Origin of the sequence: Pseudomonas linyingensis, from assembly GCF_900109175.1 — a bacterium.
GTDB classification, from domain to species: Bacteria; Pseudomonadota; Gammaproteobacteria; order Pseudomonadales; family Pseudomonadaceae; genus Geopseudomonas; species Geopseudomonas linyingensis.
Genome location: NZ_FNZE01000001.1, coordinates 292480 through 309419, shown reverse-complemented (window position 1 = coordinate 309419; position 16940 = coordinate 292480). Strand labels below are relative to the sequence as shown.

The following is a 16940-nucleotide window of genomic DNA, read 5'->3' as shown; positions in this document are numbered from 1 at the left end:
CGCTCTCCCCGCCCGCCGACGGCAGATGATGAGCCCTCGACACTTTGGCGGTATAATCACCCGCTTCATCAGCCAACCCTGTTTGCGCCCATGCCCCAGACGCCATCCTTCATCCAATCGGCCCAGCGCACCATCCGCCTGGAGCTGGACGCCGTGAGCGATCTGCTGGCCCGGATCAACGGCGACTTCGTCCGCGCCTGCGAGCTGCTGCTGGCCTGCAAGGGCCGCGTGGTGGTGGTCGGCATGGGCAAGTCCGGACATGTCGGCCGCAAAATCGCCGCCACTCTGGCCAGCACCGGCACCACGGCGTTCTTCGTCCATCCGGCCGAGGCCAGCCACGGCGACATGGGCATGATCACCCGCGACGACGTGGTCCTGGCGCTGTCCAACTCCGGCAGCACCGCCGAAATCGTCACCCTGCTGCCGCTGATCAAGCGCCTGGGCATCACCCTGATCAGCATGACCGGCAACCCCGACTCGCCGCTGGCCAAGGCCGCCGAAGTCAACCTGGATGCCAGCGTGGCCCAGGAGGCCTGTCCGCTGAACCTGGCACCCACTTCCTCGACCACCGTCTCGCTGGTGCTCGGCGACGCCCTGGCCATCGCCCTGCTGGAAGCGCGCGGCTTCACCGCCGAAGACTTCGCCTTCTCCCATCCGGGTGGCGCCCTGGGCCGTCGCCTGCTGCTCAAGGTGGAGAACATCATGCACGGCGGCGACCGCCTGCCCTGCGTGCCGCGCGGCACCTCCCTGCGCGAGGCGCTGCTGGAGATGACCCGCCAGGGCCTGGGCATGACCGTGGTCACCGAGGCCGACGGCCGCCTGGCCGGCATCTTCACCGACGGTGACCTGCGCCGCGCCCTGGATCGCGGCGTCGACGTGCGCCATGCGCTGATCGACGAACTGATGACCGCTGGCGGCAAGACCGTGCGCCCCGACATGCTCGCCGCCGAGGCGCTGAAGATCATGGAAGACCACAAGATCAGCGCCCTGGTGGCGATCGACCCGGAGCATCGTGCGGTCGGCGCCCTGAACATGCACGATCTGCTGCGCGCGGGAGTGATGTGAATGAACTGCGACCTGCAGCAACGCGCCGCGGCCATCCGCCTGGCAATCTTCGATGTCGACGGCGTGCTCACCGACGGCAAGCTGTACTTCCTGCCCGAAGGCGGCGAATTCAAGACCTTCAACACCCTCGACGGCCAGGGCATCAAGATGCTGATCAACTCCGGCGTGCGCACCGCGATCATCAGTGGGCGCAAGACCCCGGTAGTCGAGCGCCGGGCGCACAACCTCGGCATCCAGCACCTGTATCAGGGCCGCGAGGACAAGTTGGTGGTGCTCGATGAACTGCTCGCCGAACTGGAACTCTCATATGCACAGGTAGCCTATCTGGGCGACGACCTGCCCGACCTGCCGGTAATCCGCCGGGTCGGCTTGGGCATGGCGGTGGCCAGCGCCGACGCTTTCGTGCGCCAGCACGCCGCCGGCGTCACCCAGGCGCGCGGTGGCGAAGGCGCCGCCCGCGAGTTCTGCGAACTGATCATGCGCGCCCAGGGCACGCTGGAGGCGGCCCAGGCCGCCTACCTCTGACGCCGCCTCCCCTAACGGAACGCCGATGAATCCGACGCTGCGCACCTTCCTGCCGTTCGCCGTGGCCGCCGCCCTGCTGGTGGCCATCGGCTACTGGAACATCCGCCCGGAAAGCTTCATGGAGCCCAGCCGCGCGCCGCAAGCCGACAGCGCCATCGACTTCTATGTCGAGAACGCCCGCAGCGTGCAGTTCCAGACCGACGGCGCCCTGCACTACCGACTGAAGGCCGAACGCCTGGAGCACCTGCAGAGCAGCGACATCACCCTGCTGACCCGTCCGGATCTGCGCCTGCATCGCGGCAGCGACTATCCCTGGCACGTGCAGAGCGCCCGCGGCGAGGTGGCGCCCGGCGGCACCGAGGTCGAACTGCTCGACGCCGTACGCGTGGCGCGCACCGATGCCCGGGGCCGCCCGACCATCCTGACCACCAGCCGACTGACCGTATTCCCCGAACGGGAGTATGCCCAGACCAGCCAACCGGTGCGCATCGAGGCCGCCAACGGCGTCACCACGGCCACCGGTATGCAGGCCTATCTCAAAGACGGCAGGATGCTCCTGCAGTCCAACGTACGAGGACAGCATGAGGTTCGTTAACCCCCTTCCCCTTCTGTTTGGCCTGAGCACCCTGCTGGCCACCCTTCCGGCGTGGGCCCTGCCCACCGACCGCGACCAGCCGATTCGCGTGCAGGCTGACAGCGCCGAACTGGACGACGCCAAGGGCGTGGCGGTATACCGCGGCGGCGTGGTGATCACCCAGGGCACCCTGAAGATCACCGGCGACACCGTGACCATCACCCAGGACGCCAACGGCGACATCGAGGTGTTCACCTCGGTCGGCAAGCCGGCCTACTACGAGCAGCAGCCCGCCGCCGACAAGCCGCTGGTCAAGGCCTACGGCCTGACCATCCAGTACTTCGCGGTCAACGAGCGCATCGTGCTGATCGACCAGGCCAAGGTAGTCCAGGAAGGCAACACCTTCGAAGGCGAGAAGATCGTCTACGACACCCAGCGCCAGATCGTCAACGCCGGGCGCGCCACCGGCAGCAACGTGACCAGCCCGCGTCCACGTGTCGACATGACCATCCAGCCACGCAAGAAGACCGAGCCGGAGCAGAGCACCCCATGAGCACCCTGATCGCTCAGCACCTGGCCAAGAGCTACAAGGGCCGCGAGGTCGTGCGCGACGTCAGCCTGTCGATCGACAGCGGCCAGATCGTCGGCCTGCTCGGCCCCAACGGCGCCGGCAAGACCACCTGCTTCTACATGATCGTCGGCCTGGTGCGCGCCGAGCAGGGCCGCGTGCTGATCGACGAGCAGGACGTCACCCACCTCCCGATGCACGGTCGCGCCCGGGCCGGCATCGGCTATCTGCCCCAGGAAGCCTCGATCTTCCGCAAGCTGACGGTGGCCGACAACATCATGGCGATTCTCGAGACCCGCAAGGATCTCGACCGCGCCGGGCGGCGCGAGGCGCTGGAAGGCCTGCTGCAGGAATTCCACATCAGCCACATCCGCGAGAATCTCGGCATGAGCCTGTCCGGCGGCGAACGGCGGCGGGTGGAGATCGCCCGCGCGCTGGCCAGCGACCCCAAGTTCATCCTACTCGACGAACCCTTCGCCGGCGTCGACCCGATCTCGGTGGGCGACATCAAGCAGATCATCCACCACCTGAAGAATCGCGGCATCGGCGTGCTGATCACCGACCACAACGTGCGCGAGACCCTCGACATCTGCGAGACCGCCTACATCGTTAACGCCGGCCAGCTGATCGCCGAAGGCGATGCCGAGAGCATCCTCGCCAACCAGCTGGTCAAGGAAGTCTATCTCGGCCACGAGTTCCGCCTCTGAGGCGGGCGCGGCCACGACCACGATGTGCCCGCAGGTCGCCGCGCCACTCCCCCTCGGTTGTCACCCCTAGGCAAACGCGCGCTTCTCAGGCATATAATTTGCTAACCAGGGCGCCCCGACGCCCAGCAGTGGACAGCGCACAGGCGCTGGCAGACCCCAAGGTGCCAACTCCCCAGCCATGAAACACTCGCTAGTCCTCAAGATGGGTCAGCAGCTGACGATGACCCCCCAGCTGCAACAGGCCATTCGCCTCCTGCAGCTGTCGACCCTCGATCTGCAGCAGGAAATCCAGGAAGCCCTGGATTCGAATCCCATGCTCGAACGCCAGGAAGATGGCGACGATTTCGACAACAGCGACCCGCTGGCAGAAAGCGAGCCGTCTGCCGCGGTGGGCAGCCACGACAGCACGATCAGCACCAGCAGCGAGCGCGATCCCGACAGCATGGACGATGCCGACCAGTGGGGCGAGCGCATCCCCAGCGAACTGCCGGTGGATACCGCCTGGGAAGACATCTACCAGACCAGTGCCAGCAGCCTGCCGGTCAGCGACGATGACGAGTGGGACTTCACCACCCGCACCTCGGCGGGCGAAAGCCTGCACAGCCACCTGCTCTGGCAGCTCAACCTGGCGCCGATGAGCGACCACGACCGGCTGATCGCCATGTCGATCATCGATGCGATCAACAACGACGGCTATCTCGACGAAAGCCTCGAGGAGATCCTCGAGTCGCTCGATCCCGAACTGGACATCGAGCTGGACGAGGTGGAGATGGTCCTGCACCGCGTGCAACAGTTCGAGCCGCTGGGCATCGGCGCGCGCGACCTCAGCGAGTGCCTGCTGCTGCAACTGCAGCAGCTGCCGGCCAGCACCCCCTGGCTGGAAGAAACCCGCCGCGTGGCGCGTGACCACCTCGACCTGCTCGGCAGCCGCGACTACAGCCAGCTGATGCGCCGCCTGCGGGTCAAGGAAGACGACCTGCGCCAGATCGTCGAACTGATCCAGCGCCTCAACCCGCGCCCCGGCTCGCAGATCGAGACCAGCGAGGCCGAGTACGTGGTCCCCGACGTCATCGTGCGCAAGGACAACGAGCGCTGGCTGGTCGAACTCAATCCCGACGCCATGCCGCGCCTGCGCGTCAACCCGCACTACGCCGGTCTGGTGCGACGTGCCGACTCCAGCGCCGACAACACCTACATGCGCAACCAGCTGCAGGAGGCGCGCTGGTTCATCAAGAGCCTGCTCAGCCGCAACGAGACGCTGATGAAGGTCGCCACCCAGATCGTCGAACTGCAGCGTGGCTTCCTCGAGTACGGCGAGGAGGCGATGAAACCGCTGGTGCTGCACGACATCGCCGAGGCGGTGGGCATGCACGAGTCGACCATCTCGCGGGTCACCACGCAGAAATACATGCACACCCCGCGCGGCATCTACGAACTCAAGTACTTTTTCTCCAGCCACGTCAGCACCGCCGAAGGCGGCGAATGCTCGTCGACGGCGATCCGCGCGATCATCAAGAAACTGGTGGCGGGGGAAAACCCGAAAAAGCCATTGAGTGACAGCAAGATCGCTGGTTTACTGGAGGCACAAGGAATTCAGGTGGCCCGCAGGACCATCGCCAAGTATCGGGAATCCTTGGGCATTGCCCCATCGAGCGAGCGCAAGCGCCTGGTGTGACGCTCGAGTAAAACAACATCGCATTCCAGCCGAGAGGGTATGACCCTGTCGGCATTCGCAGGTAACAAGGAGAAGCAGCATGCAAGTCAACATCAGTGGCCAACACCTGGAAGTGACTGACACTCTGCGCGACTACATCAACGAGAAACTGGAGCGACTGGCGCGCCATTTCGACAAGATCACCAACGTCCAGGTGATCATGCAGGTGGAAAAACTGCAGCAGAAGATCGAGGCGACCCTGCACGTAGCCGGCGGCGAAGTGGTCGCCAACGCCGAGCACACCGATATGTACGCCGCCATCGACCTGCTGGCCGACAAGCTGGACCGCCAGCTGATCAAGCACAAGGAAAAGCAGGTCGAACGTGAACAGGGCGCCGCAGCCCGCTGATCATTCCCCGATGATTCGACTAGAGCACATACTGACCCCCGGCCGTTCCCAGGTGAACGTGCCGGGAGGCAGCAAGAAACGCGTTCTCGAGCAGATCGCCAACCTCGTAGCCCGGGATATTCCCGGGCTCGACGCACATGACATCTTCGAAAGTCTGGTAGCCCGAGAAAAACTCGGCTCCACCGGTTTCGGCAATGGCATCGCGATTCCCCACTGTCGGCTGAGCAGCTGCTCGGTACCGATCAGCGCCTTGCTGCGCCTCGACGCCCCGGTCGACTTCGACGCCCTCGACGGCGCCCCGGTGGACCTGCTGTTCGTCCTCCTGGTCCCCGAAGCCGCCACCGAGGAGCACCTCGAGCTGCTGCGCCAGATCGCCGGCCTGCTCGACCGTGCCGACGTGCGCGAGCGTCTGCGCCAGGCGAAGGACGGCTTCGATCTCTACCAGGTGGTGCTCGACACCGTGGACGGGCGCTGAGCCATGCGCCTGATCATTGTCAGCGGTCGCTCCGGGTCGGGCAAAAGCACGGCCTTGGCGGTGCTCGAGGACAACGGCTTCTACTGCATCGACAACCTGCCGGCCAGCCTGCTGCCGGACCTGAGCGAGCGCGCCCTCCTGCATACCGAGTTGCTGCAGCCGCAGGTCGCCGTGTCGATCGACGCGCGCAACCTGCCCAGCCAGCTCAAGCGCTTTCCCGAGCTACTCGAACAGCTGCGCCTGCGCAACATCCAGTGCGACGTACTGTATCTCGACGCCGACAACGCCACCCTGCTCAAGCGCTTCTCGGAAACCCGCCGCCGCCATCCGCTGACCAGCGAATCCCGCTCGCTGAGCGAGGCGATCAACGACGAAACCCAACTGCTCGCGCCGATCGCCGATCTGGCCGACCTGAAGATCGACACCGCCAACCTCAACCTGTACCAGCTCAGCGACACCATCAAGTTGCGCCTGCTCGACAAACCACAGGCCGGTACCGCCTTCCTGCTCGAATCGTTCGGCTTCAAGCGCGGCATGCCGGTGGACGCCGACCTGGTGTTCGACGTGCGCTGCCTGCCCAACCCCTACTGGAAGCCGGACCTGCGCGAGCACAGCGGCCTGGAACAGGTGGTGTGCGACTACCTGGACGCCCAGCCGGATGTCGAGGAAATGTATCAGGACCTGCTCGCCTACCTGAGCAAATGGCTGCCGCGCTTTGCCGCCAGCAATCGTGCCTACGTCACCGTGGCCATCGGCTGCACCGGCGGCCACCATCGCTCGGTGTATCTGGCCGAGCGGCTGGGCGCCGCGCTGCGCGAGAGCCTCGGCAACCTGCAGATCCGCCACCGCGATCTCGGCTAACCCGACCCCGGTCAACCCAAGGACAGTTCCCACCGCGATGCCAGCCTGCGACGTCACCATCATCAACAAGCTCGGCCTGCATGCCCGCGCCGCCGCCAAGTTCGTCGGCGTAGCCGGCCGCTATCCCTGCCAGGTCAGGGTCGGCCGCTCGGCGGACAGCCTGGTGGATGGCAAGAGCATCATGTCGGTGATGATGCTCGCCGCCGGCAAGGGCACCGCGATCCACCTGTGCACCGAAGGCGAACAGGAACACGAGGCGCTGCAGGCGCTGATCGAACTAATCGGCAACTATTTCGACGAGGGCGAGTAGCCCCCGCCTGCTCGACGAACGGGCAGGAAGCCTCCTGCCCTCCCCCGCAGCCCCTCAGCTGCCGCCCACCATCATCTTGTCGATCAGCACCGAGCCGGTGCGCACATTGCCGCGTAGTTCCAGATCGCTGCCCACGGCGACGATGCCCTGGAATATGTCGCGCAGGTTGCCGGCGATGGTGACTTCCTGCACCGGGAACTGGATCACCCCGTTCTCCACCCAGAAGCCCGCCGCACCGCGCGAATAGTCGCCGGTGACCAGGTTCAGCCCCTGCCCCATCAGCTCGGTGACCAGCAGACCGCGGTCCATGCGGCGGATCAGTGCGGCCTGGTCCTCGCTGCCATGACTGACGAACAGGTTGTGCACGCCGCCGGCATTGGCGGTGCTCGGCATACCCAGCTTGCGTCCCGAGTAGGTACCCAGCGCGTAGGACACCAGTCTGCCGCCCTCGACGAACGGCTTGGCGTAGGTGGCCAGACCGTCGCCGTCGAAACTGGCGCTGCCCATGCCGCGCGGCAGGTGCGGGCGCTCGTCGAGGCTCAGCCAGTCCGGGAACAGCTGCTGACCCAGTGCATCCTCGAGGAAGGACGCCTTGCGGTACAGGTTGCCGCCGGAAATCGCCGCCAGCAGGTGGCCGAACAGCCCGGTGGCCAGCTCGGCGGCGAACAGCACCGGCACCTCGCAGGTCGGCACCGGCCGTGCACCGAGGCGACTGACCGCGCGCTCGGCGGCGCGCCGACCGATCGACTCGCCACTGGCCAGCTCGCTGCCGATGCGACTGACGTCGTACCAGTAGTCGCGCTGCATCTGCCCCTCGCCCTCGGCGATCATCACGCAGCTCAGGCTGTGCCGGCTGGAGGCGTAGCCGCCGACGAAGCCGTGGCTGTTGCCGTACACCCGGCAGCCCAGGTGGGTATTGAGGGTGGTGCCGTCGGCCTTGGTCACCCGCGGGTCCGTGGCGAAGGCCGCCGCCTCGCAGGCCAGCGCCTGCTCGATGGCCTGTTCCGGAGTGATCGCCCACGGATGATAGAGATCCAGATCCGGCAGCTCGCGAGCCATCAGCGCCGCATCGGCAAGGCCTGCGCAGTCATCCTCGGAAGCATGCCGAGCGATGGCCAGCGCCGCCGCCACGGTCTCGCGGATCGCCTCCGCGCCCTGCGCCGAGGTGCTCGCCGAGCCCTTGCGCTGGCCGAGATAGAGGGTGATACCGAAGCCGCGGTCGCGGTTGAACTCCACCGTCTCCACCTCGCCCTGGCGCACGCTGGTGGACAGCCCCTGCTCCAGCGACACCGCCACCTCGCAGGCCGTCGCACCCTGCTGGCGCGCCTCGGCAAGAATCGCCTCGACCTGTTCCTGCAATCCCGGCAGGGCCTGCGGCCCCACGCTTTCCACGGCTGAATTCATGTCCTGCTCCTGTTTTCCCGCCGGCGTGCCGGCCGGGCCGGACAAGCGGCCCCTGAGTGGTTATCATGGCGGCGTTTCCCAGCGGACCCGCCCCATGTCTGAACAATTCGACGACGACTTCTCCGGAGAGAAGAGCAAATCCCAGGTCAAGCGCGAGCTGCATGCGCTGCAGGACTTGGGCGAACGCCTGACCACGCTCAAGGCGGACATGCTCAACCGCCTGCCGCTGAGCGATGCCATGCTCAAGGCGCTGATCGAGGCGCCGAAACACAAGGCGCACGCGGCACGCAAACGCCACCTCCAGTACATCGGCAAGCTGATGCGCGACCAGGACATCGACGCCATCGTCGCCCTCCTCGACCAGATGGATTCCTCCACCCGCCAGTACAACGAACGTTTCCACGCCCTCGAGCGCTGGCGTGACCGCCTGGTCGACGGCACCGACGCCGACCTCGAGGCACTGCTCGGCGAGTACCCCGAGGCCGACGTCCAGCACCTGCGCCAGCTGATCCGTCACGCCCAGTTCGAAGCTGCCCGCGGCAAGCCGCCGGCCGCCTCGCGCAAGGTCTTCAAGTACCTGCGCGAAATGGATGAAATGCGCCGCGGCCTGCGCTGAATCTTCTGTCACAGGAGCGATTCATCTGCGACCGACAGAGGGTCGCGAATGAATTCGCTCCTACAGACCGACCCTTACCCCCCGGTACCACCCACGGTGATCGCCTCGATCTTCAGGGTCGGCTGGCCGACGCCCACCGGCACCGACTGGCCATCCTTGCCGCAGGTGCCGACGCCGCTGTCCAGCGCCAGGTCGTTGCCGACCATCGACACCCGGCTCATCGCTTCCGGACCGTTGCCGATCAGGGTCGCGCCCTTCACCGGCGCGGTGATCCGGCCGTCCTCGATCAGGTAGGCCTCGCTGGTCGAAAACACGAACTTGCCGCTGGTGATGTCCACCTGACCGCCGCCGAGGCTGGCGCAGTACAGGCCGCGCTTCACCGAACGGATGATCTCCTCCGGGTCGCTGGCGCCGGCCAGCATGTAGGTGTTGGTCATGCGCGGCATCGGCAGGTGCGCGTATGACTCGCGGCGACCGTTGCCGGTGGGGCGCACGCCCATCAGGCGGGCGTTGAGCTTGTCCTGCATGTAGCCCTTGAGCACGCCGTTCTCGATCAGCGTGGTGCACTGGGTCGGCGTGCCCTCGTCGTCCAGACTCAGCGAGCCGCGGCGGCCCGGCAGGGTGCCGTCGTCGACGATGGTGCACAGGCTCGAAGCCACCGACTGGCCGACCCGGCCGCTGTAGGCCGAACTGCCCTTGCGGTTGAAATCGCCTTCCAGGCCATGGCCGACTGCCTCGTGCAGCAGCACGCCGCTCCAGCCGTTGCCGAGCACCACCGGCATGCTGCCGGCCGGCGCCGGGATGGCCTCGAGGTTGAGCAGCGCCTGGCGCACCGCCTCGCGGGCGTAGTCCATGGCGCGGTCGTGCTCTAGGAAGTAGCGATAGTCGGTGCGTCCACCGCCGCCGTGGGCGCCGCGCTCGCGGCGACCGTTGTGCTCGACGATCACACTGACGTTGAAGCGCACCAGCGGCCGCACGTCGGCGCCCAGACTGCCGTCGGCGGCGGCCACCAACACCTGCTCCCAGACCCCGGCGAGGCTCACGGTGACCCGCGAGATGCGCGGATCCAGGGCACGGGTGGCCAGGTCGACGCGCTTGAGCAGTTCGACCTTCTCCGCCCGGCAGAGCACCTCCAGCGGATTGTCGGCACCGTACAGGCGCGGCGGCACCTGCACCGCCGGGGTCTGCACGCGGCCCTGCTGGCCGGCACGGGCGATCGAGCGCGCCGCACCGATGGCCTGGCGCAGGGCATGCTCCTCGATGCTATTGCTGTAGGCGAAGCCGGTCTTCTCGCCCGATTGCGCGCGCACGCCGACGCCCTGGTCGAGGTGGAAGCTGCCTTCCTTGACGATGCCGTCCTCGAGCATCCACGACTCGGACACCTGGCTCTGGAAATACAGATCGGCGGCGTCGATGCCGGGGCCGGCCAGCTCGTCGAGCAGCACCGTCAGGCGCTCCAGGCCGAGGCCGCCGGGGGTCAGCAGCTGGCTGCTGACGGATGACAGGGTGTTCATGTGTGCTCCTTGTGCAAGGGTTGCAGCGTGCCCGGGTGCAGACGGCGGTGGGCGCTGACCGGCATGCGTTGACGGATGGCGGCCTGCGCCGGGCGGTCGATGTCCGCCAGCAGCACGGCTTCGCCGCGCGCCTCGCAGGCCAGCGGCTGGCCCCAGGGGTCGACGATCAGCGAATGGCCGAAGGTTTCCCGCGGCCCGGGATGCTGGCCGCCCTGGTTGGCCGCCAGCAGATAGCATTGGGTTTCGATCGCCCGCGCGCGCACCAGCACCTCCCAGTGCGCCGCGCCGGTCACCGCGGTGAACGCGGCCGGCGCGCTGATCAGCTCGGCGCCGGCCTCGCGCAGGGCGCTGTACAGTTCGGCAAAGCGCAGATCGTAACAGACCGTCAGACCCAGGCGCCCCACCGGGGTGTCGGCCAGCACCAGGCGCTCGCCATGGGCGAAGTCGTCGGACTCGCGGTAGCTGCCGCGACTGTCGGCGACCTCGACGTCGAACAGGTGCAGCTTGTCGTAGCGCGCGGCGATTTGCCCGTCGCTGTCGATCAACAGCGAGCAGGCGCAGGGCTTGCCGCCCTGCTGTCCGACGGGCGGCAACGGCAGGGTGCCGGCGACGATCCACAGGCCCAGCTCGCGTGCCGCCGCCTGTAGCCAGGGCAGCAGCGGCCCCTCACCGCTGGCTTCGGCCTGGCCGAGCAACGCCAGATCGCGGCGCCCCATCGCGGCGAAGTTCTCCGGCAGCACCGCCAGGCGGGCTCCCGCCGCCGCGGCCTGCTCGAGCAACGCCCGCGCGCGCGCCAGATTGGCGGTCACGTCGGACTGACTGACCATCTGGATGACTGCCACCATGCCCATCGTTATCTCCCGCAGCGCAATGGCTTCATCCTAACCCGGATGGGCTCAGCGTGCGCCCCCTGACGGCTTGCCGAACAGGCTGATCTGTGGATCCTGCCAGGGGCCAGCGACCCGATATTCGACGCTGGCCACCCTCGACAGGCGATCACCGACCAGCTGATCGACGATGAACAGCGCCCCGGCCACCGGCGCCGCGCCAGCCAGCAGCGCGGCCAGGGGCAGGTTGTTGGACAACGGCAGGGTCACCCGCAGCTTGGCGGCGATGCGGTCATGGGCCATGTCCAACTGGCCATCCAGCTCCAGGCGGGTGGACGGACCGTCCAGCACCAGCGGGCCACGGGTCAGCAGCACGCCGTCGGTGCCGACCAGGTGTCCGTCGATGCGGTCGTAGCTCAGCCCCTTGCCGAGCAGATCGGAGAAGTCCAGGCGCAGACGCCGACCGATGGAGTTGAAGTTGAGCAGGCCGAACACCCGCAGCGCCGTGGCGCTGCCCTCGACCTCGAGCAGCTGGCCCTGGCGCGCCTGGACCGCCAGACTGCCGCTGAAATGCTTGAGGCCGGCCATCGCCGGCGAACCCGGCCAGTTCCCGTCGACCTCGACCTCGAAGCCGCGGCTAGTGATGCTCGGCGTATAACCCCAGGCCATCAGCACGTCGGCCAGGTCCTTGCCGGCCAGGCGACCCCGGTAGTGGCTACGGCTGTCCAGGCCGACGCCCTGCCAGTCCAGGCTGCCGTCCAGGCGCAGGCCCTGGAGATCGAGATCGAGCTGGTCGAAGCGCGCCCCATTGGCGCTGGGCCGGCTGCGGAACTGCCAGCGGCCGAGGCGTTCCTCGCCCAGATACAGGGCATCGATGCTTACGTCCATGGCCGGCAGACTGCGCGGATCGACCTCGGCCAGCGGATCGCTGGCCGCAATGCCGGCCGCCTCGCGCTGCGCCTTCGCCAGCTCCGACTCGCGCGGCGGCAGACGCAGGCGCTCCAGCTCGATGCGCAGCGGCGCAGCACGGTCCTGCGGCAGCACGGCGCTGCCCCTGAGCTGCGGATTGTCCAGCTGCAGGCGCCAGCTCTGCCCGGTGCGGCGCAGGTCAACCCTGAGCTGCTCCAGGCTCAGACTGCCGACGCTGAAGCGGTCAACCCGCAGCGCCAGCGACTGCAGCAGGCCGCCCAAACCCTCTCTCTGGCTGGGGTCGGCATAGCGTGCCTGCGCGGCCTGCCAGGCCGGCCAGTCGAACTCACCGAGCTGGCCACGGATGTGCAGGCCGAGTTCCCGAGGCAACTGTGCGGCTGCGCCGCCAAAACGCAACTCGCCCCGGCCAGCCGCCAGCTGGCCGGGCGGAGCGGCAAAATTCAGGTTGGCCAGGCCCGCATAGCTCAACGAGTAGCGGCGCTCGTCACCACTCAGGGTCATCCGCCAATTGGCACTGCGCGCCTCCTCGGCCGGCTTGCCCAGCGGCGCCGGCAGGTCGATGCGCGTGCCCTGCAGATCCGAGCTGACCCGTAGACGGCTGCTGTCGCCCTGCAGATCCAGCCACAGGCGGTAGGGCAGCTCGCCGCTGGCCGGGACCTGCGCCGGCTGGACGCCCAACCAGCTCGCCAGGCGCTCCACCGCGATGCTGCCGCGGATATCCAGCTGGGTCAGTGGCTTGCCCGCCTGGCCCTGGGCGCGGATCACCCCACGCAACGGGCGCTCGAAGGCACGGCCGCGGATCTCCGCCGCGCTCAGGCCGCGGTCAGTGTCGTAGCGGAACGCGCCCTTGAGCTGCTGCAGCTCCAGGGCCGGTTGCGGCAACTGCAGGCGCGCGCCCTCGGTGGCGAAATCGACCACCGCCCTGACCTCACCCCCAGCGCGGGCCAGCGGGATGTCCAGCTGCAGGCGGCCGTCCAGCGGGCCCTCGCCCTGCCAGCCGGCAAACGTCTGGCTGCGCCCGAGCGGGGTGTCCTGCAGGATCTTCAGGCCGTCGCCGAGGCTGCTGCGCACCTGGCCGTCGACCTCGAGCACAGGCACGCGCTTGCCGCCGTTGAGCTTCACCTGCGCCTGGACGTCCTGCAGGCGACTGTCCAGCACGCGGGCCGAAGGGGCGCGCACGCGCACGCCGCTGTCCTCGACGAACACCTCGCCCTCCAGCTGGCGCAGCGGCGGCCAGTCCGCCTGGTAGGCCAGCTCGGCATCATGCACCTGGAAGTACAGCCCCAGTGCCCGCGCCTGCGCCGGTGCGCCCTTGTTCAGCGAGCCCTGGTAGACGAACATCCCCTGCTTGATCTGGCCGCCCCGGATCGCCGACTTCAGCCATGCGGCCAGCTGCGGACTGAGGCCCGGCGAACGGGTCGGCAGGTAGCGTTCGGTGTAGCGTGCCAGGCCCTGATGCAGACCGACCTGCAGGTCCATGTAGTCCTCGGCGGCCGGGTCGCGGCGCAGGCGGATCAGCATGTTGCCGGCCAGCTCGCCCTCCTCGCCGGACAGGCGCATCAGCGTGCTGGACAGGGTGAAGGCGTCGTGGTCGAGACTCCAGTTCAGCCGCGCCCGCGCCGTGCGGTAGCGCCACGGCGCGGGGAACAGGGTGTCGAGATGGAGCATGAAGTCGTGGGCATCCAGGCGCAGCTCGCCGCCCTCCAGACTGCCGCTGAGGCTGCCGCTGACGTTGGCCAGCGCCGGTACGCCGTGCCAGGCACTGATCCCGACCTGGTCCAGGCGCAGGTTGTACTCGACCTCGGGCATTCCCGCGTCACGCGGGCGAATTTCTGCATTCAGGTCGCGCAGGCGGCCATGCGGCGCCAGGCTGGCAAGAATCTCCGCAGCCTGCGGCGGCAGGGGCGCCAGGGCGCGGGTCAGCGCGGCCAACGGCGCCAGATTGAGGTGCTCGGCCTGCAGGCTCCAATACGGCTGCTCGCCCGCGTGCTGGCGCAGCTGCAACTGGCCGGGATTGAGGCGCTCCTCAGCGAAGCTGCCGGCCAGCTCCTCGACCAGCAGGCGCCAGCCCTGCGTCTCGCGCTGGAAGTGGGCGGTCAGGGCCAGATCGGCGAACTCGGCCGGCGCCTGCGGCGCGTGCACCAGGGTCAGGCGGGGGGCATGCAGGCGGGCCACCGCCCGCTGCGCCTGGCCGGTGGCCCAGTCCAGCCAGACTTCGCCACCGGCCTGCAGGCGGGGCAGCTGCCAGTCGGCCGGCAGACGCTGCGCCAGCCAGGGTGCCCAGTCGCTCTGTGGCAGGCTGAGATACAGCTGCGCGCTGGCCTCACGCCACGCCTCGGCCTGCAGACGAGTCTGCAGCTGCCAGCTCAGCGGCTGGCCATCGGGCAGCAGCAGGCGGCCGTCGAGGCGCTGTTCAGCGCGGCCATTGTCGAGGGTCAGACCAAGGTAGTTGAGGGCGAACACCTCGCCCGTGCGGGTTTCGAGGCTCAGCCGGCTGTCCTGCACCAGCACCTGGCGCGGCGCCAGCAGCAGGCCGAGCAGCCGCGCCGGATCGAGCGGTGGCGCCGCCGGATCGGCGGGGCGCAGGCCCTTGAGGCGCCAGCGACCTTCGGCATCCTCCTGCAGGCCAAGCTGCAGGCCCTGCAGCTCCAGGCGGGCAATGCGCAGGCTGCGCGAACGCAGGCTGGCGAACACGTCCGGGACTAGACGCAGCTGGTCCAGATGCAGCGCCTCGCCGTCCAGCTCCAGCTGCACGTCGCGCAGCAGCAGCAGCGGCGCCAGGCCCTGCCAGCGCCCCTCCAGCGCGCCGACGCGCAGGGGCTGGCCAAGCGCGGCACTGGCCCGACTTTCCAGCTCGCTGCGATACTCGGCCACCAGCGGCACCAGCGCGCGCCCCAAGCTGACGTACAGCGCCGCCAGCAGCAGAACCGCTGCCGTCAGGACGAACAGGCCGTCCAGCAGCCGGGCAAGCAGGCGACCGGCGGCCGCCATGTCAGGCCCCGCCCTCAGAGCAGTACCACATCGTACTGCTCCTGGGAGTACTCGCTTTCCACCTGGAAACGGATCGGCCGGCCGATGAAGGCTTCCAGATCGGCGACGTTGCCCGACTCCTCATCCAGCAGGCGGCCGACCACCTTGTCGTTGGCCAGCACCAGGTAGCCCTCGGCCTGGTAGGCGCGCGCCTCGCGGAGGATCTCGCGGAAGATCTCGTAGCAGACGGTTTCCGCGGTCTTCAGCTGGCCACGGCCCTGGCAGCTCGGGCAGGGCTCGCAGAGCACCTGCTGCAGGCTCTCGCGGGTGCGCTTGCGGGTCATCTGCACCAGGCCCAGCTCGGTGATGCCGATGATGTTGGTCTTGGCGTGGTCGCGCTCGAGGATCTTCTCCAGGGTGCGCAGCACCTGGCGGCGGTGCTCCTCGTCTTCCATGTCGATGAAGTCGATGATGATGATCCCGCCGAGGTTGCGCAGGCGCAGCTGGCGGGCGATCGCCGTGGCCGCCTCGAGGTTGGTCTTGAAGATGGTCTCCTCGAGGTTGCGGTGGCCGACGAAGGCGCCGGTGTTGACGTCGATGGTGGTCATCGCCTCGGCCGGATCGACGATCAGGTATCCGCCGGACTTGAGCAGCACCTTGCGCTCGAGCGCCTTCTGGATCTCGTCCTCGACGCCATACAGGTCGAAGATCGGCCGCTCACCGGGATAGTGCTCGAGGCGATCGGAGACCTCCGGCATCAGCTCGCCGACGAACAGGCCGACCTTCTGGAAGGTCTCCCGCGAGTCGATGCGGATCTTCTCGGTACGCGGGCTGACTAGGTCGCGCAGGGTGCGCAGGGCCAGCGACAGGTCCTCGTAGATCACCGAGGGCGCCGGCGCGCTCTGCGTCTGCGCGCCGATCTGCTCCCACAGGCGGCGCAGGTAGCGGATGTCGGCGAGGATCTCGTCGGCCCCCGCCCCTTCAGCCGCGGTGCGCAGGATGAAGCCGCCCTGGTTCTCGACGCCTTCGGCGGCCACACAGTCGGCGACCACCTGCTTGAGCCGCTCGCGCTCGGCCTCGCCCTCGATCTTCAGCGAGATGCCGACGTGGCGGGTGCGCGGCATGTACACCAGGTAGCGCGAGGGGATCGACAGCTGGGTGGTCAGCCGCGCACCCTTGGTGCCGATCGGGTCCTTGGTCACCTGCACCACCAGACTCTGGCCCTCGTGGACCAGCCCGCTGATGCTTTCCACCGCACTGCCTTCGCGGGTGGAGATTTCCGAGGCATGGATGAAGGCCGCTCGCTCCAGGCCGATGTCGATGAAGGCCGCCTGCATGCCCGGCAGCACGCGGACCACCTTGCCCTTGTAGATGTTGCCGACGATGCCGCGGCGCTGGGTGCGCTCGACGTGCACTTCCTGCAGCACACCGTTTTCCACCACCGCCACACGCGACTCCATGGGGGTGATGTTGATCAGGATCTCTTCGCTCATGTAGTTATCGTTCTCGTGGCGGGGAAACGGCCGGGCAG

At 68.0% G+C, this 16940-nt stretch carries 16 protein-coding genes; 11 read left to right on the top strand and 5 right to left on the bottom strand.

Features of this window, described 5'->3' with window-relative positions; translation table 11 throughout:
- Positions 1-90 precede the first annotated feature (90 nt).
- From BMZ19_RS01555 to BMZ19_RS01510, 10 genes are all read left to right on the top strand, one after another.
- Positions 91-1065, top strand: coding sequence for a KpsF/GutQ family sugar-phosphate isomerase (locus BMZ19_RS01555; protein WP_090305826.1), 975 nt, complete (start codon positions 91-93; stop codon positions 1063-1065).
- Entirely contained in the window at positions 1066-1590 is a 525-nt protein-coding gene (locus BMZ19_RS01550; protein WP_090305823.1) for a KdsC family phosphatase, read from the top strand.
- Positions 1591-1615: 25 nt separating this feature from the next.
- Positions 1616-2185, top strand: coding sequence for an LPS export ABC transporter periplasmic protein LptC (lptC, locus tag BMZ19_RS01545; RefSeq protein WP_090305820.1), 570 nt, complete (start codon positions 1616-1618; stop codon positions 2183-2185).
- Positions 2172-2717 carry a lipopolysaccharide transport periplasmic protein LptA gene (lptA, locus tag BMZ19_RS01540; protein ID WP_090305817.1) on the top strand — a complete coding sequence of 182 codons (546 nt, stop codon included), beginning with the start codon at positions 2172-2174 and terminating at the stop codon, positions 2715-2717. The genes lptC and lptA overlap by 14 nt, the downstream gene beginning before the upstream one ends.
- Entirely contained in the window at positions 2714-3439 is a 726-nt protein-coding gene (gene lptB, locus BMZ19_RS01535; protein WP_090305814.1) for an LPS export ABC transporter ATP-binding protein, read from the top strand. The genes lptA and lptB overlap by 4 nt, the downstream gene beginning before the upstream one ends.
- A 178-nt stretch (positions 3440-3617) precedes the next feature.
- A complete protein-coding gene (locus BMZ19_RS01530) occupies positions 3618-5114 on the top strand; it encodes an RNA polymerase factor sigma-54 (protein WP_090305811.1) in 1497 nt (498 codons plus the stop codon).
- A gap of 79 nt (positions 5115-5193) precedes the next feature.
- Positions 5194-5502, top strand: a complete 309-nt coding sequence (gene hpf, locus BMZ19_RS01525) for a ribosome hibernation-promoting factor, HPF/YfiA family (RefSeq protein WP_090305809.1) — start codon at positions 5194-5196, stop codon at positions 5500-5502.
- Between the two features lie 10 nt (positions 5503-5512).
- On the top strand, positions 5513-5977 hold the full coding sequence (gene ptsN / locus BMZ19_RS01520) for a PTS IIA-like nitrogen regulatory protein PtsN (RefSeq protein ID WP_090305806.1): 465 nt from the start codon (positions 5513-5515) through the stop codon (positions 5975-5977).
- Between the two features lie 3 nt (positions 5978-5980).
- Entirely contained in the window at positions 5981-6838 is an 858-nt protein-coding gene (gene rapZ / locus BMZ19_RS01515; RefSeq protein WP_090305804.1) for an RNase adapter RapZ, read from the top strand.
- A gap of 37 nt (positions 6839-6875) precedes the next feature.
- A complete protein-coding gene (locus BMZ19_RS01510) occupies positions 6876-7148 on the top strand; it encodes an HPr family phosphocarrier protein (protein WP_090305800.1) in 273 nt (90 codons plus the stop codon).
- 54 nt (positions 7149-7202) lie between these two features.
- On the opposite strand, the gene pmbA is transcribed toward BMZ19_RS01510, so the two are convergent.
- Complete coding sequence (pmbA, locus tag BMZ19_RS01505; protein WP_090305797.1) at positions 7203-8552, bottom strand: metalloprotease PmbA; 1350 nt, start codon at positions 8550-8552, stop codon at positions 7203-7205.
- 94 nt (positions 8553-8646) lie between these two features.
- On the opposite strand from pmbA, the gene yjgA reads away from it, so the two are divergent.
- Entirely contained in the window at positions 8647-9168 is a 522-nt protein-coding gene (gene yjgA / locus BMZ19_RS01500) for a ribosome biogenesis factor YjgA (protein WP_090305794.1), read from the top strand.
- 74 nt (positions 9169-9242) lie between these two features.
- On the opposite strand, the gene tldD is transcribed toward yjgA, so the two are convergent.
- The 4 genes from tldD to rng are packed head-to-tail and all read right to left on the bottom strand — an operon-like array spanning position 9243 to position 16902.
- Positions 9243-10682, bottom strand: coding sequence for a metalloprotease TldD (tldD, locus tag BMZ19_RS01495; RefSeq protein WP_090305790.1), 1440 nt, complete (start codon positions 10680-10682; stop codon positions 9243-9245).
- Positions 10679-11527, bottom strand: coding sequence for a carbon-nitrogen hydrolase family protein (locus BMZ19_RS01490; RefSeq protein ID WP_090306335.1), 849 nt, complete (start codon positions 11525-11527; stop codon positions 10679-10681). The genes tldD and BMZ19_RS01490 overlap by 4 nt, the downstream gene beginning before the upstream one ends.
- Positions 11528-11578: 51 nt before the next feature.
- A complete protein-coding gene (locus tag BMZ19_RS01485; RefSeq protein WP_090305787.1) occupies positions 11579-15430 on the bottom strand; it encodes a YhdP family protein in 3852 nt (1283 codons plus the stop codon).
- A gap of 14 nt (positions 15431-15444) precedes the next feature.
- Entirely contained in the window at positions 15445-16902 is a 1458-nt protein-coding gene (gene rng, locus BMZ19_RS01480) for a ribonuclease G (protein WP_090305784.1), read from the bottom strand.
- Positions 16903-16940 lie beyond the last annotated feature (38 nt).

Excerpts from the sequence above, each read along its gene's own strand:
- BMZ19_RS01555 (WP_090305826.1), top strand. The coding sequence starts at position 91 with ATGCCCCAGACGCCATCCTTCATCCAATCGGCCCAGCGCACCATCCGC.
- BMZ19_RS01550 (WP_090305823.1), top strand. The coding sequence starts at position 1,066 with ATGAACTGCGACCTGCAGCAACGCGCCGCGGCCATCCGCCTGGCAATC.
- lptC (WP_090305820.1), top strand. The coding sequence starts at position 1,616 with ATGAATCCGACGCTGCGCACCTTCCTGCCGTTCGCCGTGGCCGCCGCC.
- lptA (WP_090305817.1), top strand. The coding sequence starts at position 2,172 with ATGAGGTTCGTTAACCCCCTTCCCCTTCTGTTTGGCCTGAGCACCCTG.
- lptB (WP_090305814.1), top strand. The coding sequence starts at position 2,714 with ATGAGCACCCTGATCGCTCAGCACCTGGCCAAGAGCTACAAGGGCCGC.
- BMZ19_RS01530 (WP_090305811.1), top strand. The coding sequence starts at position 3,618 with ATGAAACACTCGCTAGTCCTCAAGATGGGTCAGCAGCTGACGATGACC.
- hpf (WP_090305809.1), top strand. The coding sequence starts at position 5,194 with ATGCAAGTCAACATCAGTGGCCAACACCTGGAAGTGACTGACACTCTG.
- ptsN (WP_090305806.1), top strand. The coding sequence starts at position 5,513 with ATGATTCGACTAGAGCACATACTGACCCCCGGCCGTTCCCAGGTGAAC.
- rapZ (WP_090305804.1), top strand. The coding sequence starts at position 5,981 with ATGCGCCTGATCATTGTCAGCGGTCGCTCCGGGTCGGGCAAAAGCACG.
- BMZ19_RS01510 (WP_090305800.1), top strand. The coding sequence starts at position 6,876 with ATGCCAGCCTGCGACGTCACCATCATCAACAAGCTCGGCCTGCATGCC.
- pmbA (WP_090305797.1), bottom strand. The coding sequence starts at position 8,552 with ATGAATTCAGCCGTGGAAAGCGTGGGGCCGCAGGCCCTGCCGGGATTG.
- yjgA (WP_090305794.1), top strand. The coding sequence starts at position 8,647 with ATGTCTGAACAATTCGACGACGACTTCTCCGGAGAGAAGAGCAAATCC.
- tldD (WP_090305790.1), bottom strand. The coding sequence starts at position 10,682 with ATGAACACCCTGTCATCCGTCAGCAGCCAGCTGCTGACCCCCGGCGGC.
- BMZ19_RS01490 (WP_090306335.1), bottom strand. The coding sequence starts at position 11,527 with ATGGTGGCAGTCATCCAGATGGTCAGTCAGTCCGACGTGACCGCCAAT.
- BMZ19_RS01485 (WP_090305787.1), bottom strand. The coding sequence starts at position 15,430 with ATGGCGGCCGCCGGTCGCCTGCTTGCCCGGCTGCTGGACGGCCTGTTC.
- rng (WP_090305784.1), bottom strand. The coding sequence starts at position 16,902 with ATGAGCGAAGAGATCCTGATCAACATCACCCCCATGGAGTCGCGTGTG.